Here is a 16,023-nt window from a genome sequence, read left to right as displayed (position 1 = left end):
TTTAGTGATCATCGAGTTCGAGCACCACTTTCACCCGCGCGTCGGCCCGCGTGGCGTAGACATAGGCAATGGCGGCGACATTGTCGGCGACGATGTCGACCGCGGTCGCCGCATTGGGCGCGCGCAGCGGCGGCGAGGTGGCGCCGGAATACACCAGCCGCGCCCAGTAGGAGTCGATGGCCGGCAGGTCTTTGTGCACCAGGCGCTGATAAAACTCGCGGCGCTCGGCGCTGTCCTTGCCGATGTCGATGGGCATGGCGCTGAGGCCGGAAGGCAGCTTGCGAAAGCGGCCCATGAAGATGTTGACGGCTTCGTCGGTGCTCAGACGCTCGACGCCGCTGGCCGGATTGACGATCACCACCAGCTTGTCGGCCAGAGCCACCAGGGGGGCTGACAGCAGCAGAGTGGCGAAGAGGGCGAGTGCCTTGGTCATGGCGGGGTCTAGAACGCGAAGTCCAGAGCGAGACCGAGCACGGTCAGGTCGAAGCCCGAGGTCGGCCTGGCTCGCCGGTCGATGATCAGCTGGCTGTTGTCGACCCAGACCTGATCGAGCTGCAACTTGAGGTCGAAGTGCTGGGCAAAGTCGTAGCGCAGGCCCAGCGAGCTGGTGTGCTGGTCGCTGACATTGCCGCCCAGAATCTGCGCGCTGCGTACCGCCTGATTGAGGTCGGCATAGGCCGGGTCGCTGAGGCCGGTCGCCAACAGGTCGTGGTGGCTGTCGATCATGGCGAACGAGACATAGGGCGTGAACTTGCCAAACTGGTAGGCGAGGCTGGCGTAACCGCTGTCGAAGGCGACGCCCAGTGTTTTGTTGTTGGTGATCCGCTGTACCAGGGTCTCGAACTGCAGGGGGCCTCGATCATAGGCGGCGGCAATCAATACCTGCTCGTAGTGATCGCCGGGCGAGGCGAGCAGGTCGGCGAGCTGCATCGCCTGCGGCTCACCGGTATTGCGCAGTGGTTCGACGACCGGATTGACGACCCCGCCGCTCTGGGTGGTGATCAGCGAGTGGCCGAGACGGAACTGCCAGTCGCGGTAGTACATATCCAGGACGATGCCGCCAGCCAGGAGCTCGGACGCATCCGACAAATCGGCCACCACGAATTTGGTGCGCCCGGCGGACAGCGTCAGGTTCCACAACGCGTCTTTCCAGGCCGTGGTCCACACCAGATCGGCGCCGTCGAGCGTGTCATTGGAGGCGAAGCCATAGGTATCGACCGGCGGTCGTATGGTCCGATAGGAATAGCCGACATCGCGTGAGTCCAGGCGCAGATAAATCTGCTGCGGAATGCGGCCTATGCGTATCTTCAGCGCCGGGTCGGGCACATAACGCAGAAAGGCGCGGCTCAGTCCGGGGCGCCAGCCATTTTCCTCATCAAGCTTGCTGACGATCTGCCCGACAAACTCGAACTGCTCGCCATAGCCGGCGTTGAGCTGCAAGCCCAGCAGCGAGTCGGTATCGAAGCTCAGCTTGCCACCCTCGGCGCCGTGCGTCTGCGAAATATCGCGCCGGAACTCCACCTCGTCCTTGGGCTGATAGACCGCGCCCAGTGTGCCGAACACTCCGGGGGTCAGGCGCCAGGGCGAGCTTTCTTCCGCCGCACAGGGTTTGGCCAAGGCCAGGGCGGCGCAGATTACCGATATCGCCTGGATTCTCCTGTTGGTCACTGGTTTCGTCCTCGACCGTTAGCGCACTGCCGGCGCCTCTCTGCCGGCAGGCTGCCGGCGGCAATATCCAAGAGCAGCTTTTTAAGGCTATAGGGAGCGCGCCGGCCCAGGCATTGACGGAGGTCAACCTCGCTGCCCAAGCCGACAGCTGCGCAAGCACCGACTCAACTCGAGGCCGCCCGCGCGCTGACGAGATCCAGGGCGCCGCTGAGGAGCTTGTCGAGCGCATCCTGTTTGAGCAGCCGCATACCACCTTCCATCGCCGCTTCGACCAATTGTGGCACCGAGCCATGAGTGCGGACCAGATGTCGAATCTGGGGTGTGCCCGGCAGCAATTCATAAACGCCCATGCGTCCCTTGTAGCCGTCCTTGCAGGCCGAGCAACCGACCGCCTCGTATAGCAGCACCTCGCCGTTCGGTGCCTTGCGGCGCCACTGCTCGACCATCGCGGCGGGCTTTAGCGTGGTCTCCGCGCAGTACTCCTGCGCCAGTTCGGCGATCTCGGTCTCGGTGGCGGCGTGCGCCTTCTTGCAGGCCGGGCAAAGCTTGCGCGCCAGGCGCTGCGAGAGGATGCCAACCAGCGCGTCGGCGAAGTTGAACGGATCCATGCCGAGGTCGAGCAGGCGGACGATGCTTTCGGCGGCGCTGTTGGTGTGCAGAGTGGACAGCACCAGATGGCCGGTCAGCGAGGCCTCGATACCAATCTTTGCGGTTTCGGCATCGCGCATTTCACCGACCATGATCACGTCCGGGTCGGCGCGCAGGAAGGCGCGCATGGCCTCGGCGAAAGTCCAGCCGATCTTGGCGTTGATCTGCACCTGGCGCAGGCCCGGCTGGGTGATTTCGATCGGGTCTTCGGCGGTCCAGATCTTCATGTCCGGCCGGTTGATGTGGTGCAGCACCGAATGCAGCGTGGTGGTCTTGCCCGACCCGGTCGGGCCGCAAACCAGGATCAGGCCGTGATTGCGGCCGACCATTTTCTTGAGCGCAGCTAGGTCGTTCTCATGCAGCCCGAGCTTGTCGATGGGCAGCGGCTCGACACCGCCCAAGATGCGCATGACCACATCTTCCAGTCCGTTGGCGGTGGGGATCACCGCGACCCGCAGCTCGATGGCGATGGGGCCGAAGCGGCCGAACTCGATCTTGCCGTCCTGCGCGCGGCGATGCTCGGAGATGTCGAGCCCGGCCATGATCTTGATGCGCGAAACCAGGGTGTTGCGGAATGCCGGCAACAGCTCCAGATACTCGTTCAGATCGCCATCCTTGCGAAAGCGGATGTGGGTGTTGAGATTGCGCGGATTGCTCTCGATGTGGATGTCCGAAGCGCCCTGGGCATGGGCTTCGACGATGATTTTGTTGACCAGCCGGACCAGCACGTTATCCATCACATGCGACTCGGCCTGCCGCACCGCTCTTGCGACCGGGCGCAGGTCCTTGGCGAGCTCGGTAGCCAGCTCGGCGACGTTCAGCTTCTCGCCGCCGCCGTCCTCGCTGTCCTCGCCGCCGGAGGGCTGCCAGGCTGCGCGCGCGTAGTTGCTGGCGTACTCCTGGGTGATGCGCAGCTTCAGATCGTCGGGGTTGGCAATCGCCGGCACGATGGTCAGGCCGGTCAGGAATTGCAGCTCCTTGACGTAGTCCATGGCCAGCGGGTTTTCCACCGCGACCACCAGCATGTCGCCGGTGTGCAGCAGCGGCAGCACCTGATGGGTGATGGCGAAGGCATCGGGGACCAGATGCACGGTCAGGGGATCGATGACGAACTGTCGGGCATCGACAAACGGGATGCCGAGCTTGTCGGAGAGCGCAAGCTGAATCTGCCGCTTGGTCACCGCCCCGGACTCGACCAGGATATCGCCCAGCCGCCGCTGGCGGTTCTGCTTCTGCGCGCTCAGCGCCTGACTCAACTGTCCCGGGGTGATCAGTTTTTCCCGGATCAGAAACTCGCCGAGCCTGATGGTGGGGCGCTGCTCCTGCGCTTTCAGCGCGTGAGTCAGATCACTGGCGGTGAGGATGGCGCGGCTGGCGAGGTACTCGCCCAGGCGCTCCTCGCGGAGTTCGGCCTGGCGGTTCAGGGCCGCTGCCAGCGCCTGACCGCTGATCGAGTGCAGCTGCTCCAAGGATTGCCCCAGCGGCGGACCGATGGTGACGTCCAGCACCTGCTGGGCGGGAACGAAGCAGGCGATGGTCTTGGTGTCGTCGTCCTGGATGAGGTACAGGAACAAGCCATGGTGGTTGCGGACGAATCCGCGAGTGCGGCCGCTCAGCTCTTTGCCGTCCCGGTAGTGGACGACGAAGACTTTCTCGTTGGCGACCTCGCTGTCCTGGGCGCCGAGGTCATGCATCACGCTCTGGCTGCGGGTCAGGGTCAGCGGCACCAACAGCCGGACGATACGCACCTGACTGAGGTCGGCGGGCTCGTTCAGATTGTCGAGGCTCAAGCGCAGCGAAGCCTGGGGAGTTCCGCCTGCCACCGGCACCAGCTTGCCGGCGACCACCCGACCATCAAGCAGCTCGATGCTGCACTCGCCGCTGTGACCGCTCGGCGGGTCGGCCACCACGTCGAAGAACGGTGGCTTGGGCCAGCGGAACTGCGGATCGGCAGCGGGAGGCGTGTTCATGGCGGGTGCTAGAACCGGTACTCGAAGTAAGCCGATCTTAAGCTAGTGAAAGGCGAGGGGCGCATTGACCTGGATCAGACCGAGTGGGCCTTATAACCCGGGCTGGCCCTAGTGCAGTGGCGCGTGCGGGCTTAGAGTCGAAGTCTGTTGGAGCGGGCGGGGAGCCTGGCGATGGCCGATATACACGCAATGCTGAAGCTGATGGCCGATCAGGGCGCTTCCGACCTGTTCCTGACCTGCGGCGCGCCGCCGCATATCAAGATCGAGGGTGTCAGCCACCCGATCAAGCTACCGGCATTCAAGCCCGGCGAGGTCAAGGAACTGGCCCATAGTCTGATGACCGAGCGCCAGAGCGCGGCGTTTGAGGAAAGTCTGGAGTCCAACCTCTCGCTGTCGCTGGAAGGCGTCGGGCGCTTTCGCATCAATGTCTACTGGCAGCGTGGTGAGGTTGCCATGGTGGTGCGGTTGATCAAGGCGAAGATTCCGAGCTTCGAGCAGCTGGGCCTGCCGGCGCAGTGCGCGCAGCTGGCGATGCTCAAGCGCGGCCTGGTGTTGTTGGTCGGCTCCGCGGGTTCCGGCAAGAGCACCTCGATGGCGGCGATGATCGGCTATCGCGCCGCCATGGCCGATGGCCACATCCTGACCATCGAGGATCCGATCGAATTCCAGTTCAGCCACGGCCTGGCGCTGGTGGATCAGCGCGAGGTGGGCATCGATACCCACAGCTTCGGCGACGCCCTGCGAAATGCCCTGCGCGAGGCGCCGGACGTCATCATGATCGGCGAGATTCGCGACGAGGAAACCGCGCGCCACGCCATCGCCTACGCCGAGACCGGGCATCTGTGCGTGTCCACCCTGCACGCCAACAATGCCAACCAGGCGATCGAGCGCATCATCAATTTCTTCCCCGAGCAGGCGCACCACCAGCTGTTCATGGACCTCTCGCTCAACCTCAAGGGTGTGGTCTCGCAGCGGCTGGTGCCGGCCATGGATGGCAAGCGGGCCCTGGCCACCGAGGTGTTGCTGCTGTCCGGCTATGTGGCCGAGCTGATCCAGAAGGGAAGGGTGGACGAGATCAAGGAGGCGATGGGCCGCGGCAACGAGTTCGGCATGCACACCTTCGATCAATCGCTGTTCCAGCTGTTCAAGGCCGGTCGCATCAGCCTGGAGGAGGCGCTGCGCAACGCCGATTCCCACACCGATCTGGCGCTGCGCATCCGGCTGTCGGAATACCACACCACCGCCGAGGCGCCATCGCTGACGGTGGCGGCGACCGGCCCAGGCCCCTATGTGCCGAAATAGCTGGGCGGTGGCTGCGGCGCGGCCAAAAAAAGCCCGCACTAGGCGGGCTATTTTGAATTTGGTGGACAGTACAGGGCTTGAACCTGTGACCCCCGCCGTGTGAAGGCGATGCTCTACCACTGAGCTAACTGTCCGTCAGGGGTGCGAATAGTAGTGAGCCCGCCCCCTTGCGTCAACGCTTTCAGGCCGGCTTGCGGCCGATGCTGTAGTAGCTGTAGCCCGCCTTGCGCAGGTGGACGGGATCGTACTGGTTACGGCCGTCGAAGATCACCGGCTGCTTCAACAGCTTGGCCAGGTTGCCGAAATTGGGCGAGGCAAACACCTTCCATTCGGTGACCAGGGCCAGGGCATCGGCGCCGTCGGCGGCGTCTTCCGGCGACTTGGCGTAGTGCAGGTCGCTGCGCTCGCCGTAGATGCGCTGGGTTTCGTGGGTCGCCACCGGGTCGTAGGCGCGCACCTTGGCGCCGGCCGCCCACAGGGCCTCCATCAGGGTGCGGCTGGGCGCCTCGCGCATGTCGTCGGTGCGAGGCTTGAAGGCCAGGCCCCAGAGGGCGATGGTCTTGCCGGCCAGATCGCCGCTGAAATGGGCGCTGATCTTCTCGAACAGCACGCCCTTTTGCTTGTTGTTGACCTCTTCCACACCTTGCAGCACCGAGGCCCCGAAGCCGACCTCGTCGGCCATGTGTATCAGCGCCTTGACGTCCTTGGGGAAGCAGGAGCCGCCATAGCCGCAGCCGGGGTAGATGAACTGGTAGCCGATGCGTGGATCCGAACCGATGCCGATGCGCACCTTCTCGATGTCTGCCCCGAGCTTCTCGGCCAGATTGGCCATCTCGTTCATGAAGCTGATCTTGGTCGCCAGCATGGCGTTGGCGGCGTACTTGGTCATCTCCGAGGAGCGCACGTCCATCACCACCACCCGGTCGTGGTTGCGGTTGAAGGGGGCGTAGAGCTGGTGCATGTGCTCGGTTGCCCGCGCGCTGTCGGAGCCCACGACGATGCGGTCCGGCTTGGTGAAGTCGGCGATCGCCGCACCTTCCTTGAGGAATTCCGGATTGCTCACCACATCGAATTCGTGGCTGGCACCGCGCGCGCGCAGTTGCTCCGACACCGCGGCGCGCACCCGGTCAGCGGTGCCCACCGGCACCGTCGACTTGCTGATCACCACTCGGTAGCCGTCAATGTGCTGGCCGATGGACTTCGCCACCGCCAGCACGTACTGCATGTCCGCCGAGCCGTCCTCATTGGGCGGCGTGCCGACGGCGATGAACTGGTAGAGGCCGTGCTTGGCGCCTTCCTCGGCCGAGGTGGTGAAGCGGATGCGACCGGCCTCGTAATTGCTCTTCAGCAGTTCCGACAGCCCCGGTTCGTAGATCGGCGATTCACCCTTGCGCAGCATGGCCACCTTGCGCTCGTCCACGTCCACGCACAGCACGTCGTTGCCGACATCGGCAAAGCAGACCGCGGTGACCAGACCGACGTAGCCCGAGCCGAAAATGGTGATGTTCATGCAATGTCCCAAGTGATTTTTTAGCAATCCGCTAATTATTACCGAATACGCTGCCGGAAGCTTGCCGCAGCTTGGGGGCTACCCCACCATACTGACGACATATAGCGAGGAGATTGCCGGTGGACAGAGTCGAGCGTGATTGCCTGATAGCGATGAAGCGAGCCAGCGACTACGCCGGCTGGCGCGAGGCGGCGCTGGAGCTGGACCGCCACCAGGGCGCGGATGCCTGGAAAGAGGATGACGCCTGCGAGGATTACGACTGGCGGCTGATCCGCTCGCGCCTGCGGCAGATCCGGCAGTACCGCGCCGAGCGGCAGCACAGCAAGCTGATCCACCACCTGCGCCAGGGCCTGCACTGGAACCTGGGCAATCTCGGCAACACCCAGCTCTATACCTACACCCGGGTCGGCACCAAGAAGCTGGTCACCGACTATCTGCGCGAGGTCTGCGACGCGCTGGAGTTCATCCGCGACCTGCCGGATGCCGAGTTCCCCTATCCCGAAAAGCTGAATTTCTTCCAGAACGTCGCGCTCTCCTACGGCCGTTCGGCGCTGATGCTCTCGGGTGGCGCCACCCTGGGCCTGTTCCATGTCGGCGTGGTCAAGGCGCTGTTCCGCGAAAACCTGCTGCCGACCGTGCTCTCCGGCTCCTCGGCGGGCTCGGTGGTGGCTGCCACGGTGGGCACCCGCGCGCCGCACGAGGCGGAGGAATTGCTGGACCCGGAAAAGGCCTACTACCACTTCTGGAAGGTGCTGCCGCCGAAGATGATGCTGCTGCGCCGCGCGGTGATGGACCAGAACCAGCTCAAGCGCGCCATCGCCACCAATATCCGCGACCTCACCTTCGAGGAGGCGCACAAGCTCTCGGGCCGCATCGTCAACATCACGGTGTCGCCGGCCGGCTTCAACCAGCCGCCCAAGTTGCTCAACCACCTGACCTTTCCCTACCTCTACGTGCGCGAGGCGGTGCTCGCTTCCTGCGCGGTGCCGGTCTTGTTCCCGCCGGTGATGCTGATGACCAAGAGCGACGACGGCGAGCGCACGCCCTACATGCCGCTGCTGCGCTGGAACGACGGCTCGCTGAAGTCCGACCTGCCGATGCTGCGCCTGCGGCGTCTGCACAACGTCAATCACTTCATCGTCAGCCAGACCAATCCGCATGTGCTGCCCTTCGTCAGCCGCCGTGACAACGACGGACGCGGCCTGATCAACGCCAGCCGGCAGGCGGCGTATTCCACCGGCCGCGGGCTGGCCAGCGGTGTGCTCAATTTCGCGCGCGCCAACATGCCGTTCGCCGGCCTGCGCCAGGGCCTGGATACCGCTGCCGGACTGCTCGATCAGGACTATCGCGGCAACATCAATATCGTTCCGGAAGTGAGCCTCTGGCGTTACGCCAATGTCACTCGCAACCCCAGCCAGGATTCGGTGGTGCGTTTCATGCTCGAAGGCGAGCGCGCCACCTGGTCACGGATGGAGATGATCCGCAACCAGACGGTGATCAGCCAGACGCTGGAGAACTGCCTGATCGAGCTGGAAAGCCGGCCCAACCGCCGTGCAGGCGAGACGGGCGAGACGCCGGCCAAGAAGGCCAAGCTGCGGGTCGTCAGCCGCCGCGACTAGTCCACGGCCGCCGGGCTAGGGACGGCGGCGGTACTCGCCGTCCAGCGTTACCGGCCGCTTGAGGTCCGGGCGCGCCTGCGCCATCTGGCCGGAGAGCTTCTCGCCCAGGCGCTTGCGGATGCGACCGCCGCCCAGCAACAGGCTGATCGCGATGGCATCGGTGACGAAGCCGGGCAGGATCAGCAGCAGGCCGGCGAAGGCGGTGACCAGGCCGCTGAACAGCTCCGCCGCCGGCAACTCGCCGCGCGCCACCGCCATCTGAATGCGACGCAGCGCCGTGATACCGCCGTGGGCGATCACATAGCTACCGGCGGCCATCGCGCCCAGCAGCCAGAGCAGCGTGTACCAGCCGCCGATCAGCTTGATCGCCTGCAGGATGCCGTAGGTCTCCGCTCCGACCAGAATCGCCAGCAACAAGAATGGCATCAGAGCGCCTCGATGCGCGCCGACTGCGCCTTGAGGGCGGCGAGGTCGCGTTCCTGCTGGGCGATCAGATCGCGGGTCTTCTGCTGCACGGCTTCCGGCGCCTTGCCGAAGTTGGGGTTGGCGACGCGGCCGTTGGTGAGCACCAGATCGGCCTCCAGCTTGGCGATCTGCTTGGCCAGCCGCGCCAGCTCGGCGTTCTTGTCGATCAGCCCGGCCATCGGCACCAGCAGCTTGGCCTCGCCCAGCAGGGCGGTGGAGGACTCCGGCGCGGTCTCGTCGGCGGCCAGCAGCTTCGGCGCTTCGACGCGGGCCAGGAACACCACGCTGTCGCTCAGGCGCGTCAGGCGTTCGCGGTCGGAGGCGCTGGCGTTCTGGACCAGCAGCGGCAGCACCTTGCCCGGCGAGATGTCCATCTGTGCGCGGATCTGGCGCACGCCGAGGATCAGGGCCTTGAGCCATTCGATGTCGGCTTCGGCCGCCGCGTCGATCTTTTCCGGCTGCGAGACCGGATAGGGCTGCACCATGATGCTGGGGCCGGTCTTGCCGGCCAGCGGCGCGACCTTCTGCCAGATTTCCTCGGTGAGGAAGGGCATCAGCGGATGCAGCAGGCGCAGCCAGGCTTCCAGCACCCGCACCAGGGTGCGGCGGGTGCCGCGCTTTTGCTCCTCACTGCCGTTCAGTAGCGCCGGTTTCGACAGCTCCAGATACCAGTCGCAGTACTCGTTCCAGATGAACTGGTAGAGCGTCTGCGCCAAGAGGTCGAAGCGGTAGTCGGCGTAGTGCTGCGCCGCCTCGGCCTCGACGCGTTGCAGGGTGGAGATGATCCAGCGGTCGGCGGTGCTGAGCGTTGCCTCGCCGTCCAGCGAGGGCGGGGTGAGCGCGGCGCCGGTCTCGGCGTCAATAGCGCCGAGATTCATCAGCACGAAGCGCGAGGCGTTCCAGATCTTGTTGCAGAAGTTGCGGTAGCCCTCGGCGCGGCCGGCGTCGAAGCGCACGTCGCGGCCGTTGGTGGCGAGCGCGGCAAAGGTGAAGCGCAGCGCATCCACACCCACCGGTGCGATGCCCTTGGGGTAGTCCTTGCGGGTCTTGGCCTCGATCTTTGGCGCCGTCTCCGGCTTCATCAGGCCGGTGGTGCGCTTCTTCACCAGCTCTTCCAGCGCGATGCCGTCGACCACGTCCAGCGGGTCTAGCACATTGCCCTTGGACTTCGACATCTTGTTGCCTTCGGGGTCGCGCACCAGGCCGGTGATGAACACGTCCTTGAACGGCACCTCCTGCTGGAAGTAGCAGCCCATCATCACCATGCGGGCGACCCAGAAGAAGATGATGTCAAAGCCGGTGACCAGCACCGCGCCCGGGTAGTACTTCTTCAGTTCCGGTGTCTGCTGCGGCCAGCCCAGGGTCGCGAACGGCCAGATGTCGGAGCTAAACCAGGTGTCGAAGACGTCGTTGTCCTGAGTCAACGCCACATCGGCGGCGAGGCCGTGCTTGGCGCGCACCTCGGTCTCGTCGCGCCCGACGTAGACCTTGCCCTGCGCGTCGTACCAGGCCGGGATGCGATGGCCCCACCAGAGCTGGCGCGAGATGCACCAGTCCTGGATGTTGTTGAGCCAGTGGAAATAGGTGGTCTTCCAATTGTCCGGGACGAAGCGGATGCGGCCGGATTCCACCGCGTCGATGGCCGGCTTGGTGATGCGGGTGTAGCCGCCTTTCTCGCTCTTGCTCGTGAGGTCCACGAACCACTGATCGGTGAGATAAGGCTCCAGCACCGCGCCGCTGCGGTCCCCACGCGGCACCTTGAGCTTGTGGTCCTCGATCTTCTCGACCAGGCCGCGTGGGTAGAGCGGCTTGCCGTCCTCGTTCTGTGTTGCGGGCGCGCAGGCGAGGCCGGTGGCGGCTTCGAGGTCTGCGACCATCTGCTTGCGCGCGACGAAGCGATCCAGGCCCTGGTAAGCAACGGGAACATCGCCAGCCAGCCAATCGTCCCAGTCTCCAACAACGCCGAATTGGCTAACGATTTTTGCGTCTTTGGTGAGCACATTGACCATGCGCAACTTGTGCCGCTGACCCACCTGATAATCATTGAAGTCGTGCGCCGGCGTGATCTTCACCACCCCGGTGCCGAACTCGCGATCCACGAAGTCGTCGGCAATGATCGGAATCTCGCGATTCGCGAGCGGCAGCAGCACGGTCTTGCCGATCAGGTGCCGGTAGCGCTCGTCCTCCGGGTGTACCGCCACCGCGGTGTCGCCGAGCAGGGTCTCAGGACGGGTGGTGGCGACGATCAGGTACTCGCCGCTACCGTCGGCCAGCGGATAGCGCAGATGCCAGAGCTTGCCGTTCTCGTCCTCGCTGACCACTTCCAGATCGGAGATTGCGGTCTGCAGTACCGGGTCCCAGTTCACCAGGCGCTTGCCGCGATAGATCAGACCATCTTCGTAGAGTTTTACAAAGTGCTCGATCACCGCCTCGTTGTAGGCCGGGTCCATGGTGAAGGCCTCGCGGCTCCAGTCCACCGAGGAGCCCATGCGGCGGATTTGCTGGCCGATGGTGCCGGCCGAATACTTCTTCCACTCCCAGACCTTTTCCAGAAACTTCTCGCGGCCCAGCTCGGCGCGGCTGGGCTCGCCAGCCAGCTTGAGATTGCGTTCCACCACCATCTGGGTGGCGATGCCGGCGTGGTCGGTGCCCATCTGCCAGAGCGTGTCCTTGCCGGACATGCGGGCGTGGCGGATCAGCGCATCCTGGATGGTGTGCTGGAAGGCGTGGCCCATGTGCAGGGTGCCAGTGACGTTCGGCGGCGGGATCATCACCGCGTAGCCTTCGCCATCGCCCGGCGTGTGCTGGCCGGCGGCAAACCAGCCGCCCTGTTCCCAGGCCTCGCGCCAGCGTGCCTCGATGGCGCCCGGCTCGTAGGTTTTTTCCATTTCGCTCATGTCGTACGTCTCTTGGCGCCCGGGTCGCGGGCGCATCGTCTGCTTTCTAGGGAGTGTCGGCGCCTGGGTAAGGCGCGCTAGGCGCCGCGCAGTTCGGCGGCGGTCAGGGTGTTCTGCATCAGCATGGCGACCGTCATCGGCCCGACGCCACCCGGCACCGGAGTGATGTAGGCGGCACGCTGGCGGGCGGACTCGAAGTCGCAGTCGCCGACCAGCTTGCCGTCGGCGAGGCGATTGATGCCGACGTCGATGACGGTGGCGCCGGGCTTGATCCACTCGCCCTTGACCAGGCCCGGCTTGCCGACCGCGACCACCAGGATGTCGGCGCGGCCGACTTCGGCGGCAACGTCGGCGGTGAAGCGGTGACAACAGGTGGCGGTGGCGCCGGCCAGCATCAGCTCCAGCATCATCGGCCGGCCGACGTGGTTGCTGGCACCCACCACCACCGCGGTGCGGCGCTTGAAGGGCTCACCGACGCTCTTCAGCAGCTCCATGACGCCATAGGGCGTGCAGGGACGCAGGCGCGGCGCGCGGCAGGCGAGGCGGCCGATGTTGCTGGGGTGGAAGCCGTCCACGTCCTTGTCCGGGTGGATGCGCTCGACCACCTTCTCGGGGTCGATCTGGGCGGGCAGGGGCATCTGCACCAGGATGCCGTCCACGTTCGGGTCGGCGTTCAGGCGGTCGATCTCGGCCAGCAGCGCGGCCTCGCCGAGTTCGGGGGCGAATTCCAGCGGAATGGAACGGATGCCGGTCTTCTCGCAGGCCAGGCGCTTGTTGCGCACGTAGACCTGGGAGGCCGGGTCGGCGCCGACCAGGATGGTGGCCAGCGAGGGCGCGCGCTTGCCGGCGGCAACGCGGGCGGCGACCGCCGTGGCGACGCGGGCCTGAACACTAGCGGCGACGGCTTTGCCGTCTATCAATTGTGCGGTCATGCGGTCTGGAGCCGGGCGGGGCGGGGCGCGCCCCGCGAAGGCCGCGCATTTTACGGGCTCACCGGCCGCCACCCATAATCCGCGCCCCATGAACGCCGCTCCGCTCGTCCTCGACTCCCTCACCGTCGCCCGTGGCGATCGCGTCCTGTTCGAGCGTCTGGACCTGCGCATCGCGCCCGGTGAGGTGCTGCACCTGCAGGGCCGCAACGGCGCCGGCAAGACCTCGCTCTTGGAAGTGCTGGCCGGCCTGCGCACGCCGGAGGCCGGGCGGGTCAGCGGCCCCGAGCCCGAGCAGCTGCACTGGATCGGCCACAAGAACGCCCTGCATCCGGCCCTGTCGGCGGTGGAGAACCTCGAAGCCTGGTGCGGCCTGCACGGCGCCGACCCGGCCGGCATCCCCGCCGCGCTCGACCGTCTGCAACTCAAGGCCGCCCGCCAGCGGCCGGTGCGGACCCTCTCCACCGGACAGAAGCGGCGCAGCGCCCTGGCGCGGCTGCTGCTGCAGCGCCGGCCCTGGTGGCTGCTGGACGAGCCCCTGGCCGGGCTGGATGTCGAGGGCGCGGCCCTGCTCGCGGGCCTCTTGGCCGAACACTGCGCGGCCGGCGGTGGCGCGGTGGTCACCTCGCATCAGGCGCTGCCGGAAGAGCATCTGCCGGTGCGGCACTGGAGCCTGCGATGAGCCTGGTCCGCGCCCTGGGCGCCGTCGTCGGCCGCGAGCTGCGGCTGGCCGCGCGCGCGCCGGCCGAGGCGGCGCAGCCGCTGCTGTTCTACGCCCTGGTGGTGGCGCTGTTCCCGCTCGGGGTCGCGCCCAACGAGCCCAGTCTGCCGGTCTACGCGCCGGCCCTGGTCTGGATCGCCGCCCTGCTCGCCACCCTGATGACCCTGGAGCGGGTGTTCCGCAACGATTACGAGGATGGCAGCCTGGAGCAGTTGGCGCTGGCGCCGCTGCCGTTGCCGCTGTCGGTGCTGGCCAAGCTGGCCGCGCACTGGCTGCTGGGTGGCCTGCCGCTGGTGCTGGTGGCCCCGCTGCTGGCCGCTGGCCTGGGGCTGGACGCCGCCGCCGGCCGCGCCCTGACCCTCGCCTTGCTGCTCGGTACGCCGACCCTGGTGCTGCTGGGCGGCTTCGCGGCGGCACTCACCGTCGGCCTGCCGCGCGCCGGCGTGCTGCTGCCGATCCTGGTACTGCCCATGCTCAGCCCGGTGCTGATCTTCGGCGCCGGCGCCGCCCGCGCCGCCGCGCAGGGGCTGGACCCGACCGCGCCGCTATACTTCCTCGCCGCCTTGCTGGCCTTGAGCCTGACGCTGGTCCCCTTCGCCGCCGCCGCCGCCCTGCGCAACGCCCTCGAAAGCTGAAATTTGCGAATGAATCTACTGCGCAGCCCAATCGCCGCGTCATGCGCTGCTCGCAATGCTCACGCACTTCAGTGCGCTGCGCTTGCTCCGCTGCTATTCCTTGCGCTTGAGCTTGCTCGCGACGATTCCTACGCGAGTTTCGAAAACCGATGAACTGGACCTGGTTCCACCGCCTGGGCTCGCCGCCGAGCTTCTTCCGCTTCGCCGAGCGCCTCGCGCCCTGGCTGGCCGGCCTGTCGCTGCTGCTGATCGCCGCCGCCTGCTACGCCGGCCTTTATCTGGCGCCGCCCGACTACCAGCAGGGCGATGCCTTCCGCATCATCTACGTGCATGTGCCCACGGCGGCGATCTCGCTGTCGATCTACGCGCTGATGGCGGTGGCCGGCGCCATCGCGCTGATCTGGCGCATGAAGCTGGCCGAGGTGGCGGTGGTGGCCGCCGCGCCCATCGGCGCCAGCTTCACCGTGGTGGCCCTCATTACCGGCATGCTCTGGGGCAAGCCGATGTGGGGCGCCTACTGGGTCTGGGACGCGCGGCTCACCTCCGAGCTGGTGCTGCTGTTCCTCTACATCGGCGTGATCGCCCTCAACAGCGCCTTCAACGACCCGCGTGCCGCCGCCCGCGCCTGCGCCTGGCTGGCCCTGGTCGGCGTGGTCAACGTGCCCATCGTCAAGTTCTCGGTGGACTGGTGGAACTCCCTGCACCAGGGCTCCACCCTGCTGTCGATGGAAGGCATGAAGAACCCCAAGATGTCCACGCCCATGCTCTGGCCGCTGCTGGCCAGTCTGGCCGGCTTCTACCTGCTGTTCGGTGCCGCCCTGCTGCGGCGCATGCAGAACATCCTGCTGGAGCGCGAACGCCGCGCCGCCTGGGTGCGCGAACTCATGGAGGCCCCACGCTCGTGAACGCCCTCACCCCACCGTCGGTTCCGCCGACGGTCCCCCCCTCTCCCGCTTTGCGGGCGAGGGACACTGGCGTCGCTACGCGACTGGAGAGCTAATGGACCCGCGCTATGCCCTGTTCATCTGGGCCAGTTATGGCCTGACCGCGCTGGTTGTGGTCTGGAACCTGTGGTCGCCCCGATCGGTGCGCAACGAATTGCGGCAGCGCCTGTCTGAGCGGGCGGAAGACGAATCCGAGCGGAGCGGCGAAGCATGACCAAGCGGCAGAAGCGGATGGCGGCGGTGGCCGCCCTGGTACTGGGCGTGGGCCTGGCGGCGGCGCTGGGCTTCACCGCCTTCCGCAAGAACATGATGTATTTCCAGACGCCCTCCGACCTGGTCGCCGGCAAGTCGCCGGTGGGTGCCAAGGTGCGCCTGGGCGGTCTGGTCGAGAAGGGCAGCGTGCAGCGTGGCCAGGGTCTCCTGGTGCAATTCCGCCTCGCCGACTGCGCAAAGGTCATTGGCGTGCGCTACGAGGGCATCCTGCCCGACCTGTTCCGCGAGGGGCAGGGCATCGTCGCCACCGGTGCCCTGGCGGCCGACGGGGTGTTCGTCGCCGACGAGGTGCTGGCCAAGCACGACGAGAACTACATCTCGCCCGATCTCGCCGCCTCGCTGAAGGAGCAGGGTGGCAAGCACTCCTGCGGCGAGTTCAAGAGCACCACTGCCTCGATGCCATGAGCCTCTCTATGCCTGCGTGTTCGGGACCGCGGCTTGG

At 66.2% G+C, this 16,023-nt stretch carries 14 protein-coding genes and 1 tRNA gene; 7 read left to right on the top strand and 8 right to left on the bottom strand.

Going from position 1 to position 16,023, the window contains the following annotated elements:
- Window position 1 precedes the first annotated feature (1 nt).
- The 3 genes from AC3WT6_RS09355 to AC3WT6_RS09345 form a co-directional block, all read right to left on the bottom strand.
- The gene (locus AC3WT6_RS09355; RefSeq protein ID WP_492653304.1) at window positions 2-433 is read right to left on the bottom strand and encodes a type 2 periplasmic-binding domain-containing protein; all 432 of its coding nucleotides are present in this window, start codon (window positions 431-433) and stop codon (window positions 2-4) included.
- An 8-nt stretch (window positions 434-441) separates the two neighbouring features.
- Window positions 442-1,668, bottom strand: coding sequence for a hypothetical protein (locus AC3WT6_RS09350; RefSeq protein ID WP_492653303.1), 1,227 nt, complete (start codon window positions 1,666-1,668; stop codon window positions 442-444).
- Window positions 1,669-1,832: 164 nt separating this feature from the next.
- Entirely contained in the window at window positions 1,833-4,286 is a 2,454-nt protein-coding gene (locus tag AC3WT6_RS09345; RefSeq protein WP_492653302.1) for a GspE/PulE family protein, read from the bottom strand.
- 171 nt (window positions 4,287-4,457) lie between these two features.
- On the opposite strand from AC3WT6_RS09345, the gene AC3WT6_RS09340 reads away from it, so the two are divergent.
- A complete protein-coding gene (locus tag AC3WT6_RS09340; protein ID WP_492653301.1) occupies window positions 4,458-5,588 on the top strand; it encodes a PilT/PilU family type 4a pilus ATPase in 1,131 nt (376 codons plus the stop codon).
- Between the two features lie 59 nt (window positions 5,589-5,647).
- On the opposite strand, the gene AC3WT6_RS09335 is transcribed toward AC3WT6_RS09340, so the two are convergent.
- Window positions 5,648-5,722: transfer RNA gene (locus AC3WT6_RS09335), tRNA-Val, on the bottom strand.
- A gap of 47 nt (window positions 5,723-5,769) precedes the next feature.
- A complete protein-coding gene (locus AC3WT6_RS09330) occupies window positions 5,770-7,098 on the bottom strand; it encodes a UDP-glucose dehydrogenase family protein (RefSeq protein ID WP_492653300.1) in 1,329 nt (442 codons plus the stop codon).
- Between the two features lie 152 nt (window positions 7,099-7,250).
- Between AC3WT6_RS09330 and AC3WT6_RS09325 the strand changes: the two genes are divergently transcribed.
- Window positions 7,251-8,717, top strand: coding sequence for a DUF3336 domain-containing protein (locus tag AC3WT6_RS09325; protein WP_492653299.1), 1,467 nt, complete (start codon window positions 7,251-7,253; stop codon window positions 8,715-8,717).
- A 15-nt stretch (window positions 8,718-8,732) separates the two neighbouring features.
- On the opposite strand, the gene AC3WT6_RS09320 is transcribed toward AC3WT6_RS09325, so the two are convergent.
- The 3 genes from AC3WT6_RS09320 to folD all read right to left on the bottom strand — a co-directional run bounded on the left by AC3WT6_RS09320 (window position 8,733) and on the right by folD (window position 13,011).
- Window positions 8,733-9,143: an FxsA family protein gene (locus tag AC3WT6_RS09320; protein WP_492653298.1), complete on the bottom strand. Its 411-nt coding sequence runs from the start codon at window positions 9,141-9,143 to the stop codon at window positions 8,733-8,735.
- Window positions 9,143-12,070, bottom strand: coding sequence for a valine--tRNA ligase (locus AC3WT6_RS09315; protein ID WP_492653828.1), 2,928 nt, complete (start codon window positions 12,068-12,070; stop codon window positions 9,143-9,145). The genes AC3WT6_RS09320 and AC3WT6_RS09315 overlap by 1 nt, the downstream gene beginning before the upstream one ends.
- A gap of 86 nt (window positions 12,071-12,156) precedes the next feature.
- Window positions 12,157-13,011 (bottom strand): bifunctional methylenetetrahydrofolate dehydrogenase/methenyltetrahydrofolate cyclohydrolase FolD, encoded by an 855-nt coding sequence (gene folD / locus AC3WT6_RS09310; RefSeq protein ID WP_492653297.1) that lies wholly within the window; start codon window positions 13,009-13,011, stop codon window positions 12,157-12,159.
- Window positions 13,012-13,099: 88 nt separating this feature from the next.
- Between folD and ccmA the strand changes: the two genes are divergently transcribed.
- The 5 genes from ccmA to ccmE all read left to right on the top strand — a co-directional run bounded on the left by ccmA (window position 13,100) and on the right by ccmE (window position 15,986).
- Window positions 13,100-13,690 (top strand): heme ABC exporter ATP-binding protein CcmA, encoded by a 591-nt coding sequence (gene ccmA / locus AC3WT6_RS09305; protein ID WP_492653296.1) that lies wholly within the window; start codon window positions 13,100-13,102, stop codon window positions 13,688-13,690.
- Window positions 13,687-14,364 carry a heme exporter protein CcmB gene (gene ccmB / locus AC3WT6_RS09300; protein WP_492653295.1) on the top strand — a complete coding sequence of 226 codons (678 nt, stop codon included), beginning with the start codon at window positions 13,687-13,689 and terminating at the stop codon, window positions 14,362-14,364. Before ccmA ends, ccmB begins: the two co-directional genes overlap by 4 nt.
- 149 nt (window positions 14,365-14,513) lie before the next feature.
- Window positions 14,514-15,269: a heme ABC transporter permease CcmC gene (gene ccmC / locus AC3WT6_RS09295; protein ID WP_492653294.1), complete on the top strand. Its 756-nt coding sequence runs from the start codon at window positions 14,514-14,516 to the stop codon at window positions 15,267-15,269.
- 94 nt (window positions 15,270-15,363) lie between these two features.
- Window positions 15,364-15,522: a heme exporter protein CcmD gene (ccmD, locus tag AC3WT6_RS09290; protein WP_492653293.1), complete on the top strand. Its 159-nt coding sequence runs from the start codon at window positions 15,364-15,366 to the stop codon at window positions 15,520-15,522.
- The gene (gene ccmE, locus AC3WT6_RS09285; RefSeq protein ID WP_492653292.1) at window positions 15,519-15,986 is read left to right on the top strand and encodes a cytochrome c maturation protein CcmE; all 468 of its coding nucleotides are present in this window, start codon (window positions 15,519-15,521) and stop codon (window positions 15,984-15,986) included. Before ccmD ends, ccmE begins: the two co-directional genes overlap by 4 nt.
- Window positions 15,987-16,023 lie beyond the last annotated feature (37 nt).

The sequence above is a fragment of the Stagnimonas sp. FW305-C-60 genome (assembly GCF_058782965.1).
The sequence above is the reverse complement of the archived record's forward strand: the minus strand, read 5'-3'. Positions and strand labels throughout refer to the sequence as shown.

Coding starts and splice junctions, on each gene's coding strand:
- AC3WT6_RS09340 (WP_492653301.1), top strand. CDS start 4,458: ATGGCCGATATACACGCAATGCTGAAGCTGATGGCCGATCAGGGCGCT.
- ccmD (WP_492653293.1), top strand. CDS start 15,364: ATGGACCCGCGCTATGCCCTGTTCATCTGGGCCAGTTATGGCCTGACC.
- AC3WT6_RS09325 (WP_492653299.1), top strand. CDS start 7,251: ATGAAGCGAGCCAGCGACTACGCCGGCTGGCGCGAGGCGGCGCTGGAG.
- AC3WT6_RS09315 (WP_492653828.1), bottom strand. CDS start 12,070: ATGGAAAAAACCTACGAGCCGGGCGCCATCGAGGCACGCTGGCGCGAG.
- ccmC (WP_492653294.1), top strand. CDS start 14,514: ATGAACTGGACCTGGTTCCACCGCCTGGGCTCGCCGCCGAGCTTCTTC.
- ccmB (WP_492653295.1), top strand. CDS start 13,687: ATGAGCCTGGTCCGCGCCCTGGGCGCCGTCGTCGGCCGCGAGCTGCGG.
- AC3WT6_RS09355 (WP_492653304.1), bottom strand. CDS start 433: ATGACCAAGGCACTCGCCCTCTTCGCCACTCTGCTGCTGTCAGCCCCC.
- ccmA (WP_492653296.1), top strand. CDS start 13,100: ATGAACGCCGCTCCGCTCGTCCTCGACTCCCTCACCGTCGCCCGTGGC.
- folD (WP_492653297.1), bottom strand. CDS start 13,011: ATGACCGCACAATTGATAGACGGCAAAGCCGTCGCCGCTAGTGTTCAG.
- AC3WT6_RS09320 (WP_492653298.1), bottom strand. CDS start 9,143: ATGCCATTCTTGTTGCTGGCGATTCTGGTCGGAGCGGAGACCTACGGC.
- AC3WT6_RS09330 (WP_492653300.1), bottom strand. CDS start 7,098: ATGAACATCACCATTTTCGGCTCGGGCTACGTCGGTCTGGTCACCGCG.
- AC3WT6_RS09345 (WP_492653302.1), bottom strand. CDS start 4,286: ATGAACACGCCTCCCGCTGCCGATCCGCAGTTCCGCTGGCCCAAGCCA.
- ccmE (WP_492653292.1), top strand. CDS start 15,519: ATGACCAAGCGGCAGAAGCGGATGGCGGCGGTGGCCGCCCTGGTACTG.